Origin of the sequence: Acinetobacter brisouii (assembly GCF_008993995.1) — a bacterium.
Lineage (GTDB): Bacteria > Pseudomonadota > Gammaproteobacteria > Pseudomonadales > Moraxellaceae > Acinetobacter > Acinetobacter brisouii_A.
Map to the genome: position 1 here is coordinate 23,503 of NZ_BKNN01000008.1, position 23,946 is coordinate 47,448.

At 42.7% G+C, this 23,946-nt stretch carries 19 protein-coding genes; 13 read left to right on the forward strand and 6 right to left on the reverse strand.

Going from position 1 to position 23,946, the window contains the following annotated elements; genetic code table 11:
• Nucleotides 1-21: 21 nt before the first annotated feature.
• Nucleotides 22-2,853, reverse strand: a complete 2,832-nt coding sequence (locus GBN19_RS03605) for a ribonucleoside-diphosphate reductase subunit alpha (protein ID WP_151777211.1) — start codon at nt 2,851-2,853, stop codon at nt 22-24.
• Nucleotides 2,854-3,422: 569 nt separating this feature from the next.
• Between GBN19_RS03605 and bfmR the strand changes: the two genes are divergently transcribed.
• The 10 genes from bfmR (at nt 3,423) to GBN19_RS03655 (ending at nt 14,352) form a co-directional block, all read left to right on the forward strand.
• Nucleotides 3,423-4,139, forward strand: coding sequence for a response regulator transcription factor BfmR (gene bfmR / locus GBN19_RS03610; RefSeq protein ID WP_034426050.1), 717 nt, complete (start codon nt 3,423-3,425; stop codon nt 4,137-4,139).
• Between the two features lie 94 nt (nt 4,140-4,233).
• Entirely contained in the window at nt 4,234-5,859 is a 1,626-nt protein-coding gene (gene bfmS / locus GBN19_RS03615) for a sensor histidine kinase BfmS (protein ID WP_151777212.1), read from the forward strand.
• A 192-nt stretch (nt 5,860-6,051) separates the two neighbouring features.
• On the forward strand, nt 6,052-8,100 hold the full coding sequence (locus GBN19_RS03620) for a UvrD-helicase domain-containing protein (RefSeq protein WP_151777213.1): 2,049 nt from the start codon (nt 6,052-6,054) through the stop codon (nt 8,098-8,100).
• 24 nt (nt 8,101-8,124) lie between these two features.
• Nucleotides 8,125-8,577: a dUTP diphosphatase gene (dut, locus tag GBN19_RS03625; RefSeq protein ID WP_004753970.1), complete on the forward strand. Its 453-nt coding sequence runs from the start codon at nt 8,125-8,127 to the stop codon at nt 8,575-8,577.
• Between the two features lie 166 nt (nt 8,578-8,743).
• On the forward strand, nt 8,744-10,171 hold the full coding sequence (locus tag GBN19_RS03630) for a phosphomannomutase/phosphoglucomutase (RefSeq protein WP_151777214.1): 1,428 nt from the start codon (nt 8,744-8,746) through the stop codon (nt 10,169-10,171).
• A 10-nt stretch (nt 10,172-10,181) separates the two neighbouring features.
• Nucleotides 10,182-11,090, forward strand: coding sequence for an acetylglutamate kinase (argB, locus tag GBN19_RS03635; protein WP_151709406.1), 909 nt, complete (start codon nt 10,182-10,184; stop codon nt 11,088-11,090).
• A 186-nt stretch (nt 11,091-11,276) separates the two neighbouring features.
• On the forward strand, nt 11,277-12,125 hold the full coding sequence (locus GBN19_RS03640) for a class II glutamine amidotransferase (RefSeq protein ID WP_151777215.1): 849 nt from the start codon (nt 11,277-11,279) through the stop codon (nt 12,123-12,125).
• A gap of 226 nt (nt 12,126-12,351) precedes the next feature.
• Nucleotides 12,352-12,807 (forward strand): bacteriohemerythrin, encoded by a 456-nt coding sequence (locus GBN19_RS03645; protein WP_151709408.1) that lies wholly within the window; start codon nt 12,352-12,354, stop codon nt 12,805-12,807.
• A gap of 166 nt (nt 12,808-12,973) precedes the next feature.
• Entirely contained in the window at nt 12,974-14,041 is a 1,068-nt protein-coding gene (locus GBN19_RS03650; protein WP_151777216.1) for a hypothetical protein, read from the forward strand.
• Complete coding sequence (locus GBN19_RS03655) at nt 14,041-14,352, forward strand: RnfH family protein (protein WP_151709410.1); 312 nt, start codon at nt 14,041-14,043, stop codon at nt 14,350-14,352. The genes GBN19_RS03650 and GBN19_RS03655 overlap by 1 nt, the downstream gene beginning before the upstream one ends.
• 57 nt (nt 14,353-14,409) lie before the next feature.
• On the opposite strand, the gene GBN19_RS03660 is transcribed toward GBN19_RS03655, so the two are convergent.
• Nucleotides 14,410-14,799: an outer membrane protein assembly factor BamE gene (locus tag GBN19_RS03660; protein WP_151777217.1), complete on the reverse strand. Its 390-nt coding sequence runs from the start codon at nt 14,797-14,799 to the stop codon at nt 14,410-14,412.
• A gap of 111 nt (nt 14,800-14,910) precedes the next feature.
• On the opposite strand from GBN19_RS03660, the gene fur reads away from it, so the two are divergent.
• Nucleotides 14,911-15,348 (forward strand): ferric iron uptake transcriptional regulator, encoded by a 438-nt coding sequence (fur, locus tag GBN19_RS03665; protein ID WP_151709412.1) that lies wholly within the window; start codon nt 14,911-14,913, stop codon nt 15,346-15,348.
• 64 nt (nt 15,349-15,412) lie between these two features.
• Here fur and GBN19_RS03670 read toward each other — a convergent pair whose 3' ends face one another.
• Nucleotides 15,413-16,531: a PilT/PilU family type 4a pilus ATPase gene (locus tag GBN19_RS03670; protein WP_151777235.1), complete on the reverse strand. Its 1,119-nt coding sequence runs from the start codon at nt 16,529-16,531 to the stop codon at nt 15,413-15,415.
• A gap of 27 nt (nt 16,532-16,558) precedes the next feature.
• Nucleotides 16,559-17,596 carry a type IV pilus twitching motility protein PilT gene (locus GBN19_RS03675; RefSeq protein WP_151777218.1) on the reverse strand — a complete coding sequence of 346 codons (1,038 nt, stop codon included), beginning with the start codon at nt 17,594-17,596 and terminating at the stop codon, nt 16,559-16,561.
• Between the two features lie 107 nt (nt 17,597-17,703).
• Between GBN19_RS03675 and GBN19_RS03680 the strand changes: the two genes are divergently transcribed.
• The gene (locus GBN19_RS03680) at nt 17,704-18,390 is read left to right on the forward strand and encodes a YggS family pyridoxal phosphate-dependent enzyme (RefSeq protein ID WP_151777219.1); all 687 of its coding nucleotides are present in this window, start codon (nt 17,704-17,706) and stop codon (nt 18,388-18,390) included.
• A 14-nt stretch (nt 18,391-18,404) separates the two neighbouring features.
• On the forward strand, nt 18,405-18,677 hold the full coding sequence (locus GBN19_RS03685; protein ID WP_228271204.1) for an MFS transporter: 273 nt from the start codon (nt 18,405-18,407) through the stop codon (nt 18,675-18,677).
• On the opposite strand, the gene GBN19_RS03690 is transcribed toward GBN19_RS03685, so the two are convergent.
• Both GBN19_RS03690 and GBN19_RS03695 read right to left on the reverse strand, forming a co-directional pair.
• Nucleotides 18,652-22,248, reverse strand: a complete 3,597-nt coding sequence (locus GBN19_RS03690; RefSeq protein ID WP_151777220.1) for an AAA family ATPase — start codon at nt 22,246-22,248, stop codon at nt 18,652-18,654. The genes GBN19_RS03685 and GBN19_RS03690 overlap by 26 nt on opposite strands.
• Before the next feature lie 9 nt (nt 22,249-22,257).
• Complete coding sequence (locus tag GBN19_RS03695) at nt 22,258-23,508, reverse strand: exonuclease SbcCD subunit D C-terminal domain-containing protein (RefSeq protein ID WP_151777221.1); 1,251 nt, start codon at nt 23,506-23,508, stop codon at nt 22,258-22,260.
• Nucleotides 23,509-23,946 lie beyond the last annotated feature (438 nt).

The window sequence follows — 23,946 nt, forward strand, 5'->3', positions numbered from 1 at the left end:
AGGAGGGGTTAGGGGAGGTAATTATTGACAAGCTTCACAATCTGGATTGTCGATTGAACAGGCTTGTGGCACTGGCGCTGCTTGAGAAAAACCTTCTTCTTCAGCAACTACTTGCGCTTTTTTCTCAGCCACAACAGGCGCTGCTACGGCAGCAGCAACCGTTGCAGGTTTTACTGCATTCAACGCACCTGTATTGATGGTTGATTTCTCAGCTGAAGTTGCACCTAAAGCACGGAGGTAATACGTCGTTTTTAAGCCACGTAACCAAGCCATTTTGTAAGTGATGTCCAGCTTCTTACCATTTGCACCTGCAATGTACAGGTTCAATGATTGTGCTTGGTCAATCCACTTCTGACGGCGTGATGCAGCATCTACAATCCAGCGTGGCTCAACTTCAAACGCTGTAGAGAACATCGCTTTCAAGTCTTCAGGAATACGTGCGATCTTTTGTACAGAACCTTCAAAATGTTTCAGGTCGTTCACCATCACGCTGTCCCATAAACCACGCGCTTTTAATGCACGGACAAGGTAAGGGTTGATCACGGTGAATTCGCCAGACAAGTTTGATTTCACATACAAGTTCTGGAAAGTCGGTTCAATTGACTGTGACACGCCACAAATGTTTGAAATAGTTGCGGTTGGTGCAATCGCCATCACATTTGAGTTACGCATACCGTCTTTTTGAACTTTGGCACGTAAGCTGTCCCAGTCCAGACGTTGAGTACGGTCGACTTCAAACATACGCTCAGGACGCGATTTCGCTACGATCTCTAAAGAGTCGATTGGCAAAATGCCTTGATCCCATAGCGAACCTTGAAAGGTTGAGTACACGCCACGTTCAACTGCAAGATCACTTGAGGTCTGAATCGCGTAGTAGCTGATCACTTCCATTGATTCATCGGCAAAATCAACCGCTTCTTGTGAACCGTAAGCCATGCCCATTTCATAAAGCGCGTCTTGGAAGCCCATGATTCCCATACCCACTGGGCGGTGTTTCATGTTTGAGTTTTTCGCTTGTGGTACTGCGTAGTAGTTGATGTCGATCACATTGTCGAGCATACGAACGGCAGTTTTGATGGTGCGAGCCAGTTTCTCGCGATTCAATACACCGCCTTGAACATGTTGTACAAGGTTGATTGAACCCAAGTTACAAACTGCAATTTCATCTTCGCTGGTGTTCAGCGTAATTTCGGTACACAAGTTTGATGAATGCACCACACCGACGTGTTGTTGTGGTGAACGCAAGTTACATACGTCTTTGAAGGTAATCCACGGATGACCTGTTTCAAACAACATTGACAACATTTTGCGCCACAAGTCTTTTGCACGGATTTTTTTGTGCAACAAGTTTTGTTCTTTGGCAATGTTTTCGTAGTGCGTGTAACGCTCAGCAAATGCTGTACCTGTTAAGTCATGCAAATCAGGGACATCAGATGGCGTGAACATAGTCCATTCAGCATCTTCAATCACACGTTGCATAAATAGGTCAGGAACCCAGTTTGCAGTGTTCATGTCGTGAGTACGGCGACGGTCATCACCTGTATTTTTACGAAGCTCTAGGAATTCTTCGATGTCCAAGTGCCAAGTTTCAAGGTAAGCACAGACTGCACCTTTACGTTTACCACCTTGGTTGACCGCAACCGCTGTATCGTTCGCGACTTTCAGGAACGGGACAACACCTTGTGATTTACCGTTTGTACCTTTGATGTATGAGTTCAAGGCACGTACAGGCGTCCAGTCATTTCCTAGACCGCCAGCCCATTTAGACAACATCGCATTGTCACGGATTGCACCGTAAATGCTGTATAGGTCATCAGAAATCGTGGTCAAGTAGCAGCTCGACAACTGTGGACGTAAAGTTCCTGCATTAAACAACGTCGGTGTTGACGCCATGTAATCGAAGCTCGACAACAGGTTATAGAATTCAATTGCACGATCTTCACGGTTGTCTTCATTGAGTGCTAGACCCATCGACACACGCATGAAGAACAACTGAGGAAGTTCGTAACGCACGCCGTCAGAGTGAATGAAGTAACGGTCGTATAAAGTTTGTAGACCTAAATACGTAAACTGGTTTGAACGCTCTGGTTTAATTGCCGCAGCCAATTTTGCCAAGTCAAAGTTCAACAGTTCAGGGTCAAGCAGTTCAAGCTCAATCCCTTTTTTCAGGAAAGTTTCAAGCGCATCATTTTCAAGCGTATCTGCCGCAAGACCGAGGAACTCTAAGCCCTTTGCAACCAGTTCATTACGCAACAAACGTGCAGTCACATAAGTATAGTTTGGTTCTTGTTCAATACGGGTACGCGTTGCCATCATCATGGTGGTCGCGATATCGCTTGCTTTGACGCCGTTATAGAGGTTTTTAACGGTTTCTTCAACAATCGCCTGAACGTCAATGCCTTCAAGACCTTCCGCCGCAGTGCTAATACTTGCAGTAAGTTCGGCTAAATCAAGAGGCTGTAACTGACCTTGAGCATCTGTGATTTGAAGTGTTGGATGGTGGTTCGCATTAGTTTGCTGACGTGCAGAAGCGCGCTGTTCACGATAAATAACATAAGCGCGAGCAACTTTTTGCTCACCCGTACGCATCAAGGCAAGTTCAACCTGATCTTGAATCTCTTCAATATGAATCGTACCGCCCGAAGGTAAACGGCGTTGAAAAGTATTCATCACCATTTCTGTTAACTGTTCGATACGGTCATGAATGCGGCTTGACGCTGCGCTTTGTTGACCCTCTACAGCTAAGAAGGCTTTCCCAATCGCAACAGAAATTTTTTCTGCATCAAAATGGACAACATCGCCAGTGCGTTTAATCACTTGCAGTTGACCTGGTGTTGATGAGATTACGCTCATGTCAGCTTAGCTCCATTTCTCATGTCATTGTTATGTCTATGGACCATTTGAATCGGGTAAATGAACCTCGATATTTGAGGGATAAACACAATATTTAGTGGTTTAAAAAGAATTAGGGCACAAGATACGGGAAAAATTTTTGAAGATCAATATTGACATTTTTTTAATTTTTTTTAAATCTTTTCACTGAGAATTGAGCTGTTTTAGATACAACAACATAGGTGATTTTGCTCAAGGCGCATAGCATAACAAAGTCCATTCCAAATTACTTATACAGAACGCAGTAAAACAATTAATTGATCAGAAAATAACGTCAGACACTCCCCCACATTAGCTGTGATCTGGCAAAGAGGGTTTACCTTTGCTACACGAATGTTGCAATTACGAAAAGAAAAACATTAATTTTTTCAATAATTAACCAATTTATTACAATTTAGCAGTTACATGTATCAGTTTGGTGAACGGCATCTTGTTTACAATGTAAACATGTGTATATTGCAGGATATGAATTAGCGTATCTGTTTGAATAACCAATAGCTAATATTGACGGAATTTTAAGGGGCAAGATGATGAGCCAAGAAGAAAAGTTACCAAAGATTTTGATTGTTGAAGATGATGAGCGTCTGGCGCGCTTAACTCAGGAATATTTGATTCGTAATGGGCTTGAAGTTGGGGTAGAACCAGATGGTAACCGTGCGATTCGCCGTATCATCAGTGAGCAACCAGATCTTGTGGTCTTAGATGTCATGCTCCCAGGTGCAGATGGTTTAACTGTATGTCGTGAAGTGCGTCCTCACTACCATCAACCGATTTTGATGCTGACCGCTCGTACTGAAGATATGGATCAAGTTTTGGGTCTTGAAATGGGTGCAGATGACTATGTCGCTAAACCTGTTCAACCACGTGTTCTATTGGCTCGTATCCGTGCTTTGTTGCGTCGTACTGACAAAACTGTTGAAGATGAAGTGGCACAGCGCATCGAATTTGATGATCTCGTCATCGACAATGGTGGTCGTTCAGTGACTTTAAATGGTGAATTGGTTGATTTCACCAGTGCGGAATATGACTTGCTTTGGTTGTTGGCTTCAAATGCTGGACGCATTTTGTCTCGTGAAGATATTTTTGAGCGTTTACGTGGTATCGAATACGATGGTCAAGATCGTTCAATCGATGTGCGTATCTCACGTATTCGTCCAAAAATCGGTGATGACCCTGAAAATCCGAAACGTATTAAAACCGTTCGTAGTAAAGGTTATTTATTCGTTAAAGAAACCAATGGATTATAAAATCCAATTTGAGCATTTCTTCATGGCAACCTCTTTCAGTGACTGAAAGAGGTTGTTTGCTTTATTCGACATCCTGAACAAAGGGTAATCATTCGTGTTTAAGCACAGTATATTTTTGCGAATTTACGCAGGTGTCATCATCCTTGTGGCGTTGGTGGCGGTGTTTTGTTATTTGTTGGTACAGATTATTAACTACCAGCGCGCGCAAGAATATCGTGAATCCTTAACCGATGGGATTTCCTATGTGATTAGTCAGGGCGTTGAGCGTCAACAGACTGCTCAGCAAAAGAAAGACTGGATTTCCGATGCAGCAGATTTGCTGGAATTACCGATTTCTTTGGTTGACCGTTCTAAAGTTGAGTTATCACGCTCTGAAAGTAAACGGATTGAAAATCAGCAAGCTGTAGTGCGCTATGATGCACAAAGCATGGTTGCGACCTTATTTTTGGGTTTGCCACACGATCAACAACATTATCTATATATTAAAGTGAATAAAATTGGTGAGCGACAAATGCGCGCCTTGCCAATATTTATTTTAGATTATCTGATTTATTATCCTGGACAAGAAAAAGAATATCTGGAAAAAATTCGTCAGCATTTTTCTTATCCGATTGAAATTGATTCTATTTTAAACTTAGGACTAGATTCGGAGCAGATTGGGCGCTTACGTCAGGATCAGAGCATTTTGTTATATCGTGATAGTGCCACGATTCGTGGAACGACGATCTCGATTGTCTCGCCAATGCCGAATAACCCTGCTGAAGTGTTGGTGATTGGCCCTGTACCCATGTTTAACTGGATGCCATTTCAACTTGCAGCAGGCATTACGCTGTTGAGTTTATTCCTGTTGAGCTTGGGCGTGTATGGATTAATTTTACCGTTACAGCGTAAAACCAAACAAACCATTAAAGCTTTGGATCAAATGAAAACAGGGAATCTGTCTACGCGACTCAATGTTGAAGGGACGGATGAAATGTCGAGTCTGGCAGCAAGCTATAACGATATGGCGAGCCATATCCAACGTTTGATTGAAGCTCAGCGTGAATTGATGCGTGCAGTTTCACATGAGCTGCGTACTCCTGTAGCACGAATTCGTTTTGGTATGGAAATGCTTGCCGAAGATGATGACTATGATTCACGGCTCAGTCAGGTCGATATGATCGATAAAGATATTGAAGCACTCAATACCTTGATTGATGAAATCATGACTTATGCCAAACTGGAGCAGGGCACACCATCTCTGGATATTCAAAGTATTCCGATTGCAGATGTTTTGGCACAGGTGGCAAAAGAAACCGAAGCCTTAAAAACTCAAAAAATTATTGAATTGAATGCCCCTGAAATTAATGTAGTCGCTGATGCCGAGCGTCGTTATTTGCATCGTGTGGTACAAAACTTGGTGGGTAATGCAGTACGTTATTGTAATGAACGTGTGCGAATTAGTGGTGGCATCCGTCCTGATGGTCAAGCCTATGTTTGTGTTGAAGATGATGGTCAGGGGATTCCTGAACAAGACCGTGAACGTGTCTTTGAAGCCTTTGCTCGTTTAGATGACAGCCGAACTCGTGCTTCAGGGGGGTATGGTTTGGGTCTTTCGATTGTCAGTCGTATCGCGTTTTGGTTTCGCGGGAAAGTTGAAGTTGACCGTAGCCCTGAGCTTGGCGGTGCGCGTTTTATCATGACATGGCCAGCCAAACAAAAATTACAGTCTAAAAATTAAAGGACAGAAGCAGAAAGAGGGGCATTTTGGTTTTGCCCTTCTGCAATCAGTTGATCTGCCATGGCTTTGGTTTTCTTATAGCGACACACACTGTCGTCCAAGCACACAAAATTCTAGCGTTCAGTGCAAGTTCTATTGGGAATCTAAAACCGAGATGACTATAATCATGCTCCAAGCATAGGAGGTCAACAGATGTCATCAGCAAGTCAACTCAATGACAAGCAACTTGAAGCCATGAAATACACTCAAGGACCCTTGTTAGTACTTGCAGGTGCAGGCTCAGGCAAAACATCGGTGATTACCCGAAAAATTGCCTACTTGGTACAGCAATGTCGCATTCCCGCGCATCGTATTACCGCCATGACCTTTACCAATAAAGCCGCTCGTGAAATGAAAGAGCGTGTCGGTAAATTGCTGAGCCGTGAAGAAGCCAAGGGCTTGTCAGTCTCGACTTTCCATACTTTCGGTTTGAATCTGCTGCGACTCGAACTTAAACATTTACCGCTTAAAGCCAATTTCTCAATCTTGGATGCCGATGATTGTAAACGCATTCTGATCGACTTGATGCATCAGGACAATTTGTCAGGAGCAGAAAGTAAAGAATTGGTGGCGAAAGCCATGAAGAAAATTTCCGACTGGAAAAATGACCTGATTTTGCCTGAACAAGCGCCAAGCACTTGTGAAACCGAAGACGATGTGCGCTTTGCCTATTTATATCAACTGTATGAGCGCAACTTGCGTGCCTACAATGCAGTGGATTTCGATGACCTGATTGTGTTGCCAACTCGTTTATTACAAGAAAATGCCGAAGTACGCGACAAATGGCAAAACCGCGTGCGTTATTTACTGGTCGATGAATATCAGGACACCAACACCGCACAGTATATTTTGGTGAAATTATTGGTTGGGGTGATGGGACAGTTCACTGCTGTAGGTGATGATGACCAGTCCATCTATGCATGGCGTGGGGCAAAGCCTGAGAATATGGCACTGCTCAAAGAGGATTTCCCGAATTTAAAAGTGATTAAACTGGAACAAAATTACCGTTCCACCAGTCGTATCTTAAAAGCGGCGAATGCCGTGATTGAAAATAATCCGCATATTTTTGACAAAAAATTGTGGAGTGACAAAGGGCATGGCGAAGTCATTCGGATTATTACCTGTCGTAATGACGATGATGAAGCTGAGCGCGTGGTCAAGGACATCATGACCCATAAGCTCATGAACGGTAAAAACTGGAAAGATTACGCGGTACTGTATCGTGGTAACTTTCAGGCGCGTGTATTGGAAACCCAGCTTCGCCAAATGCAGATTCCATATAAACTCTCAGGCGGGACTTCATTCTTTGCGCGCAGTGAAATCAAAGACATCATGAGCTATTTGCGCCTGATTATTAACCCTGAAGATGACAGCGCGTTCTTACGCATCATTAATACCCCGAAACGTGCGATTGGCCCTGTGACTTTGGAAAAGCTCGGTCTGTTTGCGCAAGAAAATCATTTGTCGCTATTGATGGCGGCGGCAGACCAGCGTTTGGGCATGGTGCTAAGTAAAAAAGTCTGTTCGCAATTGCATGAATTTGCCCAGTTTATGGCAGATTACACTCGTGAATTGCTCGATGATGATCAACCTGTACCAATTGTCCGTCAGATGATCACCGAAACAGGTTATATCGACTATATTCGCGAGCAATCGGCAACGCCTGCACAGGAAAAAACCAAGCTCGATAACATCGAAACTTTATATAGCAGTATTCAAAGTCTGATTAATCGTGCTGAAGATGTTGATGAAAAAAATATTGAAAGTGTGATTCGGAAAATGGTGTTGCTCGATATGCTCGAGCAACAACAGGAAGAAGAAGACACGGATAAGGTCAATCTGTTAACGCTACATGCTGCCAAAGGTCTAGAGTTCCCATTTGTGTATATGATGGGTCTAGAAGAAGAATTGTTGCCGCATAAAAACTCGATTGCGGCGGAAACGGTTGAAGAAGAACGCCGCTTAATGTATGTGGGCATTACCCGTGCGCGCCAAAGTTTAACGCTCACTTTGGCTGAGCAGCGTAAGGCAGGCGGGCAAATGAAGCAGATGACCCCGAGCCGTTTCTTGGATGAATTGCCACAAGATGAACTCGACTGGCTTGGGCGTAAGAAAAAAACGCAACAGGTGCATGTTGACCCGAAAGAACAGGCCAAGGTTTATTTGGAAAATTTACGTGCCATGCTCAAGCATAAGCACTAATGTTTTAATTGTTTAGGAAAGTGTATGAAAGTTCAGGTTAAAGTTTTAGACAAACGTTTAGGTCAACAGTGGGCAATGCCAAGCTATGCGACAGCGGGTTCAGCAGGTCTTGATTTACGTGCATGTCTAGATGAAGCCATTCAAATTGAACCAGGTCAAACCGTATTGGTAAAAACAGGTTTGGCGATTTATATTGAAGATACAAACTTTGCAGGTCTGATTTTGCCACGTTCAGGTTTAGGTCATAAGCACGGCATCGTTTTGGGTAATTTGGTGGGTTTAATTGACTCGGATTATCAAGGTGAGTTGATGATTTCAGTCTGGAACCGTGGTCAACAAACATTTACGCTTGAACCGGGCGAGCGTTTGGCACAGTACGTATTAGTGCCTGTGATTCAGGCAGAATTTGAACAGGTCGATGAGTTTGCTGCAACCGAACGTGGTGCAGGTGGCTTTGGTCATACGGGTCAACACTAAAATCGACTGATTTATGGTGACTAAAAAAAACTCCACACTGTTGGAGTTTTTTGATTTTTTAGTCTAAAACTGGGCTATTTCTTACAAAATAGCCTGAGTGTCGTATTTACAAAACATGAGGTTGTCCTACACAATTTATTCATGATTGATCTGAAAAAAGTATTTTATGCAGTTAAACAAAAATGATTTTCCTGCGCATATCTTCCGTGCCTACGATATTCGGGGCAAGTTGAATAATTTGACGCCAAACGTGATTCAAGCGATTGCTGAAGCGCTCTCTCAACAATTCTTACAACATCAGGTCGCTACGGTGGTTCTTGGTTATGATGCTCGCTTAACCAGTCCGAGCTATGCGACGATTTTGCAGCAAACTTTTAAAAAGAATGGCTTAAATGTAATCGAACTGGGCTGTTGTTCCACGCCGTGTTTATATTTCTTTGCCATGCAGCACGGTGGTAATGGCGTAATGGTGACAGCGAGCCATAACCCCAAAAGTGATAATGGCATTAAATGGATGTGTCAGGGTGAGCCATCATCTCCTGAGCAAATTCAGCAAGTCGCTGTAGCCGCACAACACTTTGCCGCGCAACATCCTGAACCGATTCAATCTACAGAGCAAAAACATCAATTTATTGAATCGTTTAAAGCTGAGTATTTACAGTACTTACAACAGGATATTCATTTGGCACGACCGCTCAAGGTGGTGGTGGATGGTTTATATGGCTCGGCAGGTCAATATGCCGTGGCGATTTTGCAGCGTTTAGGTTGTCAGGTGATTGCACTGCGCTGTGAAGCCAATGGTGAATTTCCTGAGCATGCGCCTGATCCTTCAACCGCACAGCATTTGCTCAAACTCTGCCAAACGGTACGTGAACAACAGGCAGATCTGGGTTTTGCCCTTGATGGAGATGGCGACCGTGTGGTGATGGTCGATGAAACGGGTGAGATTTTACGTGCCGACCGCTTACTGTGTTTATTTGCCAAAATGTGTCTTGAACAGCAACCACAGTGTGAAGTGGTCTTTGATGTGAAATGCTCCAATTTAGTCACTCAGCAGATCAAGCAGTATGCTGGCATACCTCACATGCTTCGCACAGGCAGTACTTTTTTACGTCAATATATTGCGCATTCCCAAGGGCAGGCGATTTTTGGTGGTGAATACGCAGGGCACTATGTCTTTAATGATGGGCGCGGTAAAGGCTATGACGATGGTTTATATGCTGCGCTGCGTGCCATTGAATATTTTTCGCAAAGTTCCGAAGCTCATTTTTCAGGATTAATGCGACAAATTCCTGAACGCTACGCGACAGAAGACACCTATATTCGAACCTATCAGCATCATCCTGCTCAGATATTGCAAGATATTGAGCAACAAAGTCATAAAATTGCAGCGCATTTAACCAAAATTGACGGGGTTAGGCTTGATTTTGATGACGGTTTTGGCATTATTCGAGCATCCAATACTGGCGAATATTTAACAGTACGCTTCGATGCCAGTAGTGCATTGCGTTTAAATGAAATTCGCCAAAACTTTGCATATCTGCTCAGCGAAAAATATCCAGAAATCGCACACGATATTTGTAACGCGCAATAAGGAGAGGCACATGCCACACCAACACACTGGCCTCGACAAAGCACAGGTTTTAACAGAAGCTTTGCCGTACATTCAACGTTTCTCAGGAAAAACCCTTGTGGTGAAATATGGTGGCAATGCCATGACCGATCCTGAGCTTGAAAGCTCTTTTGCGCGAGACATTGTGTTGCTTAAAACTGTTGGCTTAAACCCGATTGTTGTCCACGGTGGTGGGCCACAAGTGGATTCATTGCTCAAGCGTCTAGGGCAAGAGTCTGACCGTATTGACGGGATGCGCGTGACCGATGAAGCCACTATGGAAGTGGTAGAAATGGTACTCGGTGGTAGCGTCAACAAATCGATCGTCAATTTGATTAATAAACATGGTGGTCGTGCCATTGGTTTGACAGGTAAAGACGGTAACTTACTTCGCGCCCGCAAACTTTTGATGAAAAAACAGAATGAAGATGGTTCTGTCAAAGAAATTGATTTGGGTATGGTCGGTGAAGTGGTTGGTGTGAAAACTGACGTTTTGCAAATGTTTACCCAAAGCGATTTTATTCCTGTGATTGCACCACTCGGTGTCGACGAACAAGGCAATACCTACAACATCAATGCAGACTTGGTGGCAGGTAAAGTCGCTGAAGCATTGGGTGCAGAAAAACTGATTTTGTTGACCAACATTAGTGGTGTACTGGATGAAAATAAAAATCTGCTGACTGGTTTAACTACGCATGAAGTCGATCAACTGATCGAAACAGGCGTGATTTATGGTGGTATGATTCCGAAAGTGAGTTGCGCACTTGATGCGGTAAAAGGCGGTGTGGTGAGTGCACATATTGTTGATGGACGTGTGCCACATGCGACTTTGCTTGAAATCTTTACCGATCACGGGGTGGGGACACTGATTACCAACCGTGCTAAAGCTGCACATCTGTAAGCTTAGATTTAAGAAACCGCAGTAATGCGGTTTTTTTTGACTCAAAAAATTATTATTCGATAAATGTGGTTATTAGATTTATTTTAGCATTATTTTTCATAAAGACTGCGAAAAAACGCATTTGCAGATCTGCACGGCATCCGTTACATTCTTTAGAGATGTATTTGATTGTAAGAAGATTTCAGCATGTGCCAGCTACTCGGAATGAATTGTGCAACACCGACCGATATTACTTTCTCGTTCCGAGGGTTTTCACAACGTGCGGGAATTACCTCTGATCACTGCGATGGTTTCGGCATTGCTTTTTTTGAAGACAAAGCCTGCCGTTTATTTGTGGATAATCAGTCTGCGGTTGAATCCCCAATTGCTGACTTAATCCGCAATTATCCAATTAAATCCCGCAATGTGATTGCCCATATTCGCAAAGCCACACAAGGCAAAATTACTCTTGAAAACTCACATCCATTTTTACGGGAATTGTGGGGGCGTCACTGGATTTTTGCACATAATGGTGATCTGCATGGATTTCAGCCTGAACTGAGTGGGCGTTTTACGCCTGTGGGAAATACTGACAGCGAATATGCCTTTTGCTTTCTCCTCGATCAGTTGGTGGAACGTTTTGGTTATCAAGAGCCATCGATTCAAGATATTTTTCAGGTTTTACAAGAAATTGCGCCACAAATTGCAGAGCATGGTACATTCAACTTCTGTTTATCCAATGGGCAAGCCTTGTGGAGTTATGCGACAACCAAGCTGCATTGGATTGTACGTGAATATCCGTTTCAGCATGCACATCTGATTGATCTAGATGTTGAAGTGGATTTTAGTGAAGTCACCACGCCTGATGACCGTGTGGCAGTCATTACCACAGAGCCTTTGACTCAAAATGAACAGTGGACAGCTTTTCAGGCAGGGGAAATGATTTTATTTCAGCAGGGGCGCCCAATTTTACATGCCATGACTGAAGTTCAGCGCTTGATTCGTGAGGCTCAAGATCCCTCTTTACGCCGTGTCACCAAAGCAGATTTATATTAAAAACATAGACAATATTTTTATATTTGGTAAAGAATCAATATATAAGTAATTGAATTGATTAAAAAATACTTGACTCTTTTGGTTGGTTATAAAGTGTTTTCTTATTTTTATCAAATAATTAGTGAAAATTACTTTAATTCTGAGGGTTTTACTTGGTTTTTTATTGATCATTTTTTGTTTATTATGCCGCAAAAATGAAACATAGATGCATTAGGCAGCCCCCACTATGAAAATGAATTGGCGCTCTGAATACAATACGGGTATTGACGTGATTGACGATCAACATAAACGTATTCTCGATTATATCAATCAAATCGAAGATGTGCGTTTTACTCGTGATCGTAATCAAATCAAAGAAGTATTAGACAATATTATTGATTACACTCAGTCACACTTTACCTTTGAAGAAAGCCTTCAAGATGAAGCGGGTTATAAGTACCGTGTGCCTCATAAGCGTGTACATGACTTGTTTATTAAAAAAATCGAAGACTATCGTGATCGTTTTGTGATGGGACAAGCCATTGAAGATGAGTTACATCAAATTCTAACAAAATGGTTGATTAATCACATTCAACACGATGATGCGGACTATGTTGGTGCAGTCAAAGAAAACATGAAAGGCATTATTCGTGAACACGAAAAGAAAAAAGGCAAGAATTGGTTTGCTCGATTCTTCTCATAAAAATTGAAAATAATAAAAAAGAATAATCATAAAAAACTACAGCTTGAAACTTACGCCACAAATCATTGCTTCGGCAATGATTTCTTTTTTCTACAAACTTTGATTTTCAGCCATGACAAAGGCAAAATAGCTCATTATTTTTAAACTTCGGATGCAGGACAGACCTATGTCACGATGGTTATCGCCACTGATGGCGTTTTGTTTATCATTTTTGTTGATCACCACGCTTGCGCCAGTGGTGGGGATTCAAAAGGATCGCCAGCTCGATTTTTGGGCATTATGGCTCGTATTAATGGTGGTTTTGGCATTGCCATTTGCCTATTTGGAAGTGGCTTTGGTGAAGCGTGCCAAAACGACAGCTTTACAGGCTTTAATGAGTTTAACGCGTGAAGCTGATGTATCCGCACGTTGGCGTATTGCGGGTTGGCTGGCTGTGGTGTTTATGCCATTTTTGGCAGGTGCATTAGTTGCAAATGCAGGTTATACGGCTGCACATTATCTTGCCTTGCCGATGCCTGATAATATTTTAGTGGCTGCTGTGGCTGTTATTGCGGTTGCTGCTTCATTTTTACCGCGTTTGATTTTAGCTGTGGTTGCAGTTGTGATGGTATTGATCTCATTGGTCTGCAGTCATATCTTTCCGATCAGTTTATCCGCATGGCACATGACCGCATTTCAGTTCTCAGAATGGGGATATGCCGTTGTTTTAGCACTTGTTTCAACAGGTTTAGGGTTGGGTATTTATGCCCAAACGAGTTTATTGCAAATTAAAAATACAGAACAAGCGACCCCAAGCGCTGTGCCCGTATGGATAGCACAAGTGCTGGCGGTGGTTTTATTTGGATTTTTTGCGGTACAAGCACAGATCCCTGCGATAACCGTATTGCTAGGTAGTGTGGCTGCTGCTGCAAGTTTGTTGCAACTGGCACGTGAACAATTACAACAGCGCCAAATTGGCGTAGTGATGCAGTGGGTTATTTTACTATTACCACTCTTCACATGGGCATGTATGGCAATCGTACTGGTGCTCAACACAGTTTTGATGCTTTGGGGATTGTTGATCTGTTTGTTGTATGCCATTTTTGTCGGTTGGTTGATGAAAATCAGTCATTTACGTAAATCTTTAAACTTTGCTCAAGAAACAACATATAACCTGTGGCGGATTGCAGTACGCATTCTTTCGCCTCTTGCGATTGTTATTGCGATGGTGGCTGTTGTATTAGGAGCAATTTAATGCAGCAGGTTTGGGTGGCTTATGCAACTGCACAGCAGCAATATTATTTGGCTGTTGAATTTGAAGAAGGCATGACAGCACAAGATGCGATTGCAAAAAGTGGTTTGGCAGAGCGAGAACTATTTGAAACACCACTACAACTGGGAATTTTTGGGACTAAAATTAGTCAGGATCATTTATTACAGGTGGGTGATCGGGTTGAGATTTATCGGGCATTAACCATTAATCCCAAAGAGATTCGGCGAAATCGAGCTGCAAATCACCCAGTTGGGCGTTATGGCAAAGGAAATCGGTTTAAACGATCTTCATAATTAAAGAAAACCTCAATCATTTGATTGAGGTTTTCTTTTAAGCATGCCATAGATCGATTATAATGGCTGCGCTGAAAGGATTGCATCTTTAGAAGGGGGTAATCCTGGCTGAGCATCTGGCAAGCTGTCTAAACCTTCAATTTTGTTGACTACACCAGCCTTGTCAAAATAGATACTTAAATGCTGTCCATGTGCGGCAGGAATCTTGGCTTTTTTCGCATAAGTTCCTGGGATATAATTGTAAACATAATCCCAACGTTCTGGATTCAGTGGATCAGTAATGGTCGGACTGCCAAGCAAGAAACGAACCTGTTGGTAACTCATTCCAACGTGTACTTGTGAAGCTTGGGCTTTAGTTAAAGGTGTCCCTTGAGGAATATCTATTTTATAGACACAGCCGGCAAGCAATGAACTGACGAGTAAGGTCGTCAACATAATTTTTTGCATTTTTGCTACACTATCCAAATCAATTGTGATGCATTTAATCTAGGGATAGATCATACTGCATCTAAACTCTGTTGCATATTCCAACTTAAAAAATTGTTGAGAGACTTTTTCATGCCCATTTCGAATCAAGATTTACGTAAAGCAGGACTTAAAGTAACCCTTCCAAGAATTAAGATATTGGAATTACTTGAAAACTCAAAACAACATCATTTGAGCGCTGAAGACATTTATAAAACATTACTTGATCAAGGTGAAGATGTTGGCCTAGCAACCGTATATCGCGTGTTAACACAATTTGAAGCGGCAGGTATTATTCAGCGTCATCATTTTGAAAATAATCACTCAGTTTTTGAAATTATGCAAGAAGATCATCATGATCATCTTGTGTGCCAAAACTGCAACAAAGTGCTTGAATTTACAAATGAAGTGATTGAACACGAGCAACATGAAGTTGCAAAAAAATATGGGTTTACCTTAACAGGTCACTCGTTAAATTTATATGGTTATTGCGATGCGACAGAATGCCAAGAGGCTTCACGTAAGAAGTAATTCCTACATAAATATAACAAATAAAAAAGGCATTTCTTCAAGAAATGCCTTTTTTATTGATGGCTTACTGACCGTCAAAGGTGATTTTACTGGTTGCATTCATCAGTTCATCAGCACCATCTTCTGATAGTTTGATCTGTAAGCGTAGATCATTTGGTGAGTCAGCATGGCGAAGTGCATCTTTGTAAGTAATCTCTTTGGCTTTATAAAGGTCAAACAAGGCTTGGTCAAAGGTCTGCATTCCCAGTTCCCGTGAACGAGTCATTAGTGCTTTTAATTCGTGTGTTTCACCTTTACGAATGTAATCGGACATCAATGGACTATTGATCATGACTTCAATCGCTGCACGACGTGAATTACCATCAACAGTTGGTACTAGTTGCTGGGCAACCACAGCACGTAAGTTGAGCGATAAATCCAGATAAATCTGCTCATGACGTTCTGTTTCAAAGAAGTGAATAATCCGCTCTAAGGCTTGGTTGGCGTTGTTGGCATGCAGGGTTGCAAGAACCAAGTGACCTGTTTCAGCAAATGCAATCGCATAGTCCATCACTTCTTTGGTACGAATCTCACCAATCAAGATGACATCAGGTGCTTGACGTAAAGTATTTTTTAGTGCGACTTCAAATGAGTTGGTATCAATTCCGACTTCACGTTGAGTCATGATACAACCTGCATGCTGATGCACGAACTCAATTGGGTCTTCAATGGTAATAATATGCCCTTTTGAGTTGTGGTTTCGATAACCCAAAAGTGCAGCCAAAGAGGTCGATTTACCTGTACCTGTTGCCCCGACAAAGATAATAATACCGCGTTTAGACATCACGAGATCTTTGAGTACAGGCGGGAGTCGTAGATCATCTACCGTTGGGATGTGATGTTCAATACGACGTAATACCATGCCTGGTAAATCACGTTGGTAAAAGGCACTGACACGGTAACGGCGGCTTTGTTCGCGGTTGGTAATGGCAAAGTTGCATTCACGGGTTTCACGAAATTCCTGACGCTGTTTTTCACTCATGATCGAGTAAATGAGTTGATCAACAATTTCGCCTGTGAGTTTGGTCGATGAAATGGGCGTGAGTTGCCCATTAATTTTCATTGATGGTTCAACATCGGCAGTAATAAATAAGTCCGATGCTTTTTTCTCACTCATTAAGTTGAGTAAGTCATTAAAATCCATAGCCATGAAAAATTCTTATTCCTTAAACTACATAAATGTTTCTGGTTGTTTTGCAGCAGTCCGTGCGACATCTTTGGTAATCACACCTTTGCTCACCAATGTTTTTAAACTTTGATCGAGTGTGGTCATACCTTGGTTTGCACCTGTTTGAATGGCTGAGTACATTTGCGCGACTTTGTTTTCACGAATCAGGTTACGAATTGCAGGCACACCCAGCATGATTTCATGGGCTGCGACACGACCACCACCTGTCTTTTTCAGCAGGGTTTGTGAAATGACCGCTTGTAAAGATTCAGACAACATCGCACGAACCATGTCTTTTTCTTCAGCAGGGAATACGTCAATTACACGGTCAATGGTTTTTGCTGCTGAGGTGGTATGGAGTGTTCCAAAGACCAAGTGACCTGTTTCTGCCGCAGTCAGTGCCAAACGAATGGTTTCCAAGTCACGCATCTCACCCACCAAAATAATGTCAGGGTCTTCACGCAGTGCCGAACGCAGTGCTTCGTTAAAGCCATGCGTGTCACGGTGAACTTCACGCTGATTGATCAGACATTTTTTAGAAGGATGTACAAATTCGATTGGGTCTTCGACGGTTAAGATGTGGTCATAACGATTGTCATTAATATAATCGAGCATGGCTGCGAGCGTTGTAGATTTCCCCGAACCTGTTGGCCCTGTGACTAACACAATACCCCGGGGGAATTCGCAAATTTCTTTAAAAATATTGCCCAAACCCAAATCATCCATCGTCAAAATTTTAGATGGAATGGTACGAAATACAGCGCCTGCGCCACGGTTTTGGTTAAATGCGTTGACACGGAAACGTGCAACCCCAGGGACTTCAAAAGAAAAGTCAGTTTCGAGCTTTTCTTCATAATCGTGGCGTTGTTTATCGTTCATGATATCGTAAATGAGACGATGGACATCTTTATGCTCTAGTGCAGGAAGATTGATGCGACGTACTTCACCGTCGATACGAATCATGGGTGGGAGACCTGCTGAAAGGTGTAAATCTGACGCCCCATTTTTTGCAGAAAAAGCCAGTAATTCTGTAATATCCATTCTTGCCCCAAAGTGTTCGTTATTTTTGTAAAATAATAACGATTTTCAAAACATCTAACCAATACTTTCCACTGCAAATCATGAAAAATCTTGAGAGATGCCTGTTTATGAATCATTACCAAGAATCGCGTGATGCTGTATTGCATCAAATCCAGCATGCATGCACACAATCTGGTCGTTCTGCTGATCAAGTCCAGTTGCTTGCGGTGTCGAAAACCCATCCGAGTGAAGCTTTACGTGCCATGTATGCAACGGGGCAACGTGCATTTGGGGAAAATTATTTACAAGAAGCACTTGATAAAATTGAAGCATTACAAGACCTCGCAATTGAGTGGCATTTTATTGGGCATGTACAGCGCAATAAAACCAAGCATTTGGCTGAGAAATTTGACTGGGTCCATGGGGTTGACCGTTTAATTATTGCTGAGCGCTTGTCGAGCCAGCGAGCAGAGACGGCTCAGCCGCTTAATATCTGCTTACAGGTCAATATTGATGGACAGGATACGAAAGATGGCTGTGCGCCTGAAGAAGTCGCAAGTTTAGTCAAACAGATCAGCCAGCTTGCAAATTTACGTTTGCGTGGCCTGATGGTGATTCCTGCACCAAATAATCAGCAAGCTTTTAGCGATGCTCAAGCCTTGTTTGAAAAAGTTAAAGTACAACATACACATCCTGAAGATTGGGATACCTTAAGCATGGGCATGTCGGGAGATCTTGAAGCTGCCATTGCCGCAGGTTCAACTATGGTACGCATCGGTACGGCACTGTTTGGAGCGCGCGACTACCAAAAATAATTGGAGAGGGAGTTTTGAGTCAAACAAAAATAAAATGGACAGCGTTGTTGGTGGCTGTCATATTCTTTATGGAGAATCTGGATGCCACCATTATCACCGCAGTTTTACCCGCACTGGCTCAAAGTTTTCATGCCACAGCAATTGATCTAAATATCGGAATCAGTGCTTATTTACTGGCGGTAGCCATTTTTATTCCGATGAGTGGCTGGATGGTTGACCACTTTGGCGCCCGCACGATTTTTGTTTCAACGGCTCTTTTTCTTATCCCACAATTTCGATCTGACTAGCCCCTGAACCCAGTGGTTGTACCTGAATTTGCACAGGAATGCGTTCATGCATGTCTTGAATATGCGAGATTAGCACCACTTTACGTCCCTGATTTTGCAATTGGTCGAGGGCATTCATCACCATGTGCAGTGACGAAGCATCGAGCGTACCAAAGCCTTCATCAATAAATAGTGATTCAATTTTCATGGAACCCGATGCCATGTTGGCAATTGCCAGTGACAAGGAGAGGGCGGTCAGGAAAGATTCACCACCCGACAACGAAGCAACTGAACGCACTTCACCATCCATGTCATGGTCGATAATCGCAAGGCTCAACGAATTATCTAGGCGTTTCAGGGTATAGCGCTGCGAAAGCATAGCCAGTTGCTGATTGGCATATTCGAGCAGAATGTCCAGATTATATTGCTGGGCAAAGTCGCGGAATTTTTTACCAGTCGAGTCACCCATTAAGCCTGAAATTTTGCCCCAGCGATGTTCTTCCTGCTGGATGTTTTGAATCTGTTTGGCAAATTGCTGCTGCTTTTCCAGATTGCGCTGATGCAATTCCAGTTTGAGTCTGACCTCATCTCGTTGTACTTGAGTGCGTTGCAGTGTTTCAAGCAGAGCGGTGAGTTCAGTTTGGAGTTGTGCAAACTCGATGGCAGGTTGTTGGGTTAAATGTTGCTGTAATTGCTCCCGAATAGCTTTGAGTGCAGCAAATGCATCTGCTAACTCTCGTTCAGCCATGTGTACGTGTTGGCGCATCTGCTGAATCTGTTCAGGTGTAATGCTTTGCAGTTGCACAAGCTGTATCGTATCAAAATCAGCATGTTGTTTGAGCCACTGTTCGATTTCAAGGGTAGCATTTTGATGCTGTGCGGTGACTTGTTGCTGTTGTGTTTTGAGCTGATCGAGTAGACGCTGCTGTGCATCAAACTGATCGCGCACTTGTTCAAAGCGTTCACGCACTCGATTAAATTCAAGCTGTAATTTTTGACGCTGCTCATCATACTGCTTGAGCCATTTACACGGCTTTTCAATTTGTACTTGCGTGATCTCAAAAATCAGTTGAATGGCTTGACTTGTATTTTCTTTGCCTTGCTTTTCAAATTGTTCTTGCTCGTTTTTAGCCTGTTGGAGTTGTGTCTGTTGATGTTCGACTTGTAATGATTTTTGTTTTAAGTCCTGCATTTTCGCATTGAGCTGCTGCATCAGTGAGTCAATGTACTGTAAATGCTGATGACGCTGATGGAGCAGTTGCATAATGTTTTGAGCAGTATTTAAAGTGTGTTTTTGCCAAGTGACACGTTGTTCGGTACTGAGTAACTCAAGCAGATCATCAAGGGCTTGCTCGGACTGTTGAATGACAGACATCTGTTGCGAGAGCTGTTGAATGCTTTGGGCGAGGGTGCGTTGCTGTTTTTGAGTATCACCCAGTTGTTGAATCGTTTGCTCAATTTTTTGTTGGTCGAGCTGAAGATTTTGCATCGTTTGTGTAAGTTGTTGCTGATTTGACTTAGGTGATTGAGCAAGATCGAGTTGGATCTGCGCTTCGGTACAGGCATGCTGAATGGCTTGTTCTTGCTTTTCTCGTTCAGTTGTTAAGCGATTCAGTTGTGCTTGCTGTTGAGTGAGTGCCGCGCTGTTTTGGATATGCGTTTGCTGTGTCTGTTGCCACGTTTGAAAGAGTTCTTGCTCAAGTTGCAATGCGTGTTGTTCTTGCTGTTGCTGTAAATGAAACAGCTCATTGGAAAGTGCAGAATGATCCGTTTTAAAGGGATGCTCTGTACTGCCACAGACTAAACAGGCTTCACCATCGACCAATTGTTCACGTAGCTTTTCAATATGTTCAGTATGTAGCAAACGTTGTTGCTGCAACATCTGTTGCAACTGCTCACGCTGTTGTTTTTGCGTGTGATATTGCTGCTCACTTTTCTCCAGTTGTTGGATGCTGTGCTGAATCTTTTGCGTCAGTTCCTCGCAGGTTGCTTGAACCTTGTTGGTCTCTAAATCAAGCTGTAGATACTGTTGAAATTGGGTTGTGATGGTATTGAGTCGATAGTTTTTATCTATATTTTCCCCATGTTTTTCGCGGAGCTGTGTTAACTGCTGATCAATGCTTTGTTCATCACCAGCGTGCTGTTTTAGCAATGCGAGTTGTTGCTGTTTTTCACTTAACTGCATTTGCGCCGTGTTGAATTCACCGTACTGCTGTTCGAAGTTATGTAATTGCTGAATAAAGCGTTGTAGTGGTGAAAGATATGCTGCAATGCCTTGGTCTAAACGGGCGAATTGTCCAGTCTGTTCAAGCTGTTGCGTGATTTGTTCTTGTTGGTTATTGAGTTGATCGCATTCCGTTTGTAATTGGTTTTGCTGTTGTAAGAGTGGCTCCAAATCTTGTTTTAATTGATTAAACTTTGCTTCAGCCTTTTTAAATTGTTCACCTATCAGCTTACGATCTCGAATACAGTCGCGTACCTGATCCAGTTGTACTTTATACATTTGCTCAAAATGTAGTTGAGTTTTAAGCTGAGCATCAACGGTTTGAAACGTATTTTTTTCTTGGCTAAAACTTTTTTCAACCTCAGAAAATAACGATTCAGCAGATTGAATTTTGGGTTGTAACTGATTCAGTTCTGCCTGCGTTTTTTGCTGTTGAATCACGCTTGAGCGGATAGACGCAAAAGTTTCAAGTTGCTTGAGTTGCTCACGTTCAGTACTGAGTTGCTCGACTTTTTGTTGCTGCTCAAGCTGATGTTGCTGACGTTGCTGAACATCATTTTCCAATTTTTGCTGCTGGGTAAACCAGCGTTGATATTGCTCAAGTAAGGTTCTTTCAGTCTCCAGTGTTTTCAGCTTTTCATTGCGCTGTTGCAGTTGCTCGTTGAGTTCAGCTACAGCATCATCGGACAAAATTTCAATATGTCCGAGTACATTTTCCAGTTCTTTGCGCTGTTTGCTGATTTCACGGGTTTTTTCAAATGCCAGTTGCCCGATTTTGGCAAAAATTGCCGAGTTGGTCAGGTATTCCAGTAGTTCGCCCCGTTCACTGTCACGTGCTTTTAAAAATGCCGTGACTTCAGACTGTGCAAGGAGAACTGCACGAGTAAATTGTTCAAAGGATAACTGGGTAATGTTTTTAATATTTTCATCGACTGCTTTGGTTTTATCGGCAATCACCACGCTATCTGTCAGGCAAGTGAGAGAACGTTGCACACTTTGCAATTTTGCGTTTGGATTTTCACGGGCGCGTTTCAGTTCCCAACGTGCCAGATAACGCTTTTGGTCGGGTGCAATAAAACTGACTTCGGCAAAACCGTGTCCCGTCCCACGTCTTAATACGGTGAGCGGTGAGTTGGTGAGTAACTCTGAACCATCGACGTCTTGCAGTTTGCCATCGCTTTCTTTGAGACGCGGTATTTTATTAAATAGGGCAAGGCACATGGCATCTAAAATGGTAGATTTACCTGCGCCTGTTTTACCTGTAATCGCGATCAGCCCTGCATTGGCCAACGGTTGAGATTCAAAATCAATGCACTGTTCACCTGCAAGGGACGCCAAATTTTTTATACGAATAGATAAAATTTTCATGGTCAATCCTTAAGCAGAGGGTTCATCGTCGAGGGCATGTTGGGCTTGTTCAATGAGAAGCTGAAAATCTTTAAGCACGCTTGCATCGGCTTCGTAGCCCTGTTTTTGCCACAAAGTTTGAAATAGTTTTTCAGGCGTTGGCGGCTCTAAACTTAAATGTGCTGCCTGCTCAGGTTGCTGCTCATTGGGCAAATATTGGCGTGAAATCCGCACCAGTCGATAGCGATTTTTCGGTAAGGCATCTTCAAACTGTTGGCGTAAATTCAGGGCAGGCGGCTGAGTGGTATGGTATTCAATATCGACATATTCGCGCTGTTCGATCTCGTCAATTTCGCCGTGTGGCAGTGCCTGTAACTGGGCAAAGACATCTTCCAGACTGCCACGAATGGCGATCAGTTGAATGCTGCGCGGTACGGCAACGGCATCAAACTGATACGACTGCTCGGTATTTTGTGGGTCAAGCCGCACATCGACAATCTGGTGTTTATAGCGAATTTCACTAAAGGACAGGGGAATGGGTGAACCACTATAGCGGATATGCGCTTGCCCGACTTTTTGCGGTTTGTGCAAATGTCCCAGTGCGACATAATCAATCGCATCGTCAAATAAAGTAGTCGATAAGGCTTCTTCATTGCCAATAATAATCGGGCGTTCTGAGTCTGAAGTTTCTGCACCTTGCATATGGGCATGTGACATTAAAATCAGCGCTTGTTCAGGTGTTTTTTTACGTTTGGCTTCTTCAATTAAGGTGTGGTGCAGATATTCAATCGCGGATTGGCTGGTACTGGTCTGATCATTCAGCCCTGTAATTTCAGCAGAACGTAAAAACGGCAGTGCCACACACCATGCCACAATATTTTTTTGTACATCGTAAATTGGCAAAATTAGCCGTTCGGTATTCAGGCTTTTATCGTCATTCCATCGAATGACACCGACCGCTTTGGCATTGTATTTTTCGAGCAGTGGTTCAACCTGTTCAATCCGATAGCCTGAGTCATGGTTACCTGCAATCATCAGGGTTTGCATGTGTGGTGCAGCGTCATGTGCATCGGCAAGGAACTGATAAAGCTGCTTTTGTGCCTGAGAGCTGGGGTTGATGACATCGAAAATATCCCCTGCAATCAGGAGGGCGTGCGGTTGTTTGTCTTTGATCTGCTGAATGAGCCATGCCAGAAATTGTTCATGTTCATAGTGGCGCGAGTGGTTATAAAAAAACTGTCCCAAATGCCAGTCTGAGGTATGAAGAAAATGCACGCTCATAAAGTGAAAAGTCCTGCCGATGAATGTTCCTAAGGTAGCATAAAGCCTTACAGGAGAACGAAGAAATTGGCATCATAGGGTCTTAATTTGAAATTTTTTTTCCGCTAGATATGCTGAGTTAAAATCAGATCGGAGATATATTTTTTGAATGATGCTCTGTTCATTAAAGCATCAAATTTGTGTTTAAATCTTTATTGTAAGTATGTTTTAAAGGTTTATTTTAAAGAAGAATTTTCCTGATTTAAGCCATAAGAAATCAGATATTTTATATAATCACGTATATTGTTTTTTGTGCGACTGATCTCCATATACAATACATCAGAGATGGAATATGATGAAAAAAAGAGATCTAGAAAAAAATAAGACCAACGATTTGAGTGATGATAAATCGTTGGTCTAAAGTACTTCGTACAACGGGTTTTTGTTTTAATTTACCCG

What these genes read in the sequence shown, in the direction of transcription:
- GBN19_RS03605 (WP_151777211.1), bottom strand. Translation starts at nt 2,853, where the DNA reads ATGAGCGTAATCTCATCAACACCAGGTCAACTGCAAGTGATTAAACGC.
- bfmR (WP_034426050.1), top strand. Translation starts at nt 3,423, where the DNA reads ATGAGCCAAGAAGAAAAGTTACCAAAGATTTTGATTGTTGAAGATGAT.
- GBN19_RS03620 (WP_151777213.1), top strand. Translation starts at nt 6,052, where the DNA reads ATGTCATCAGCAAGTCAACTCAATGACAAGCAACTTGAAGCCATGAAA.
- dut (WP_004753970.1), top strand. Translation starts at nt 8,125, where the DNA reads ATGAAAGTTCAGGTTAAAGTTTTAGACAAACGTTTAGGTCAACAGTGG.
- GBN19_RS03630 (WP_151777214.1), top strand. Translation starts at nt 8,744, where the DNA reads ATGCAGTTAAACAAAAATGATTTTCCTGCGCATATCTTCCGTGCCTAC.
- argB (WP_151709406.1), top strand. Translation starts at nt 10,182, where the DNA reads ATGCCACACCAACACACTGGCCTCGACAAAGCACAGGTTTTAACAGAA.
- GBN19_RS03640 (WP_151777215.1), top strand. Translation starts at nt 11,277, where the DNA reads ATGTGCCAGCTACTCGGAATGAATTGTGCAACACCGACCGATATTACT.
- GBN19_RS03645 (WP_151709408.1), top strand. Translation starts at nt 12,352, where the DNA reads ATGAAAATGAATTGGCGCTCTGAATACAATACGGGTATTGACGTGATT.
- GBN19_RS03650 (WP_151777216.1), top strand. Translation starts at nt 12,974, where the DNA reads ATGTCACGATGGTTATCGCCACTGATGGCGTTTTGTTTATCATTTTTG.
- GBN19_RS03655 (WP_151709410.1), top strand. Translation starts at nt 14,041, where the DNA reads ATGCAGCAGGTTTGGGTGGCTTATGCAACTGCACAGCAGCAATATTAT.
- GBN19_RS03660 (WP_151777217.1), bottom strand. Translation starts at nt 14,799, where the DNA reads ATGCAAAAAATTATGTTGACGACCTTACTCGTCAGTTCATTGCTTGCC.
- fur (WP_151709412.1), top strand. Translation starts at nt 14,911, where the DNA reads ATGCCCATTTCGAATCAAGATTTACGTAAAGCAGGACTTAAAGTAACC.
- GBN19_RS03670 (WP_151777235.1), bottom strand. Translation starts at nt 16,531, where the DNA reads ATGGATTTTAATGACTTACTCAACTTAATGAGTGAGAAAAAAGCATCG.
- GBN19_RS03675 (WP_151777218.1), bottom strand. Translation starts at nt 17,596, where the DNA reads ATGGATATTACAGAATTACTGGCTTTTTCTGCAAAAAATGGGGCGTCA.
- GBN19_RS03680 (WP_151777219.1), top strand. Translation starts at nt 17,704, where the DNA reads ATGAATCATTACCAAGAATCGCGTGATGCTGTATTGCATCAAATCCAG.
- GBN19_RS03690 (WP_151777220.1), bottom strand. Translation starts at nt 22,248, where the DNA reads ATGAAAATTTTATCTATTCGTATAAAAAATTTGGCGTCCCTTGCAGGT.
- GBN19_RS03695 (WP_151777221.1), bottom strand. Translation starts at nt 23,508, where the DNA reads ATGAGCGTGCATTTTCTTCATACCTCAGACTGGCATTTGGGACAGTTT.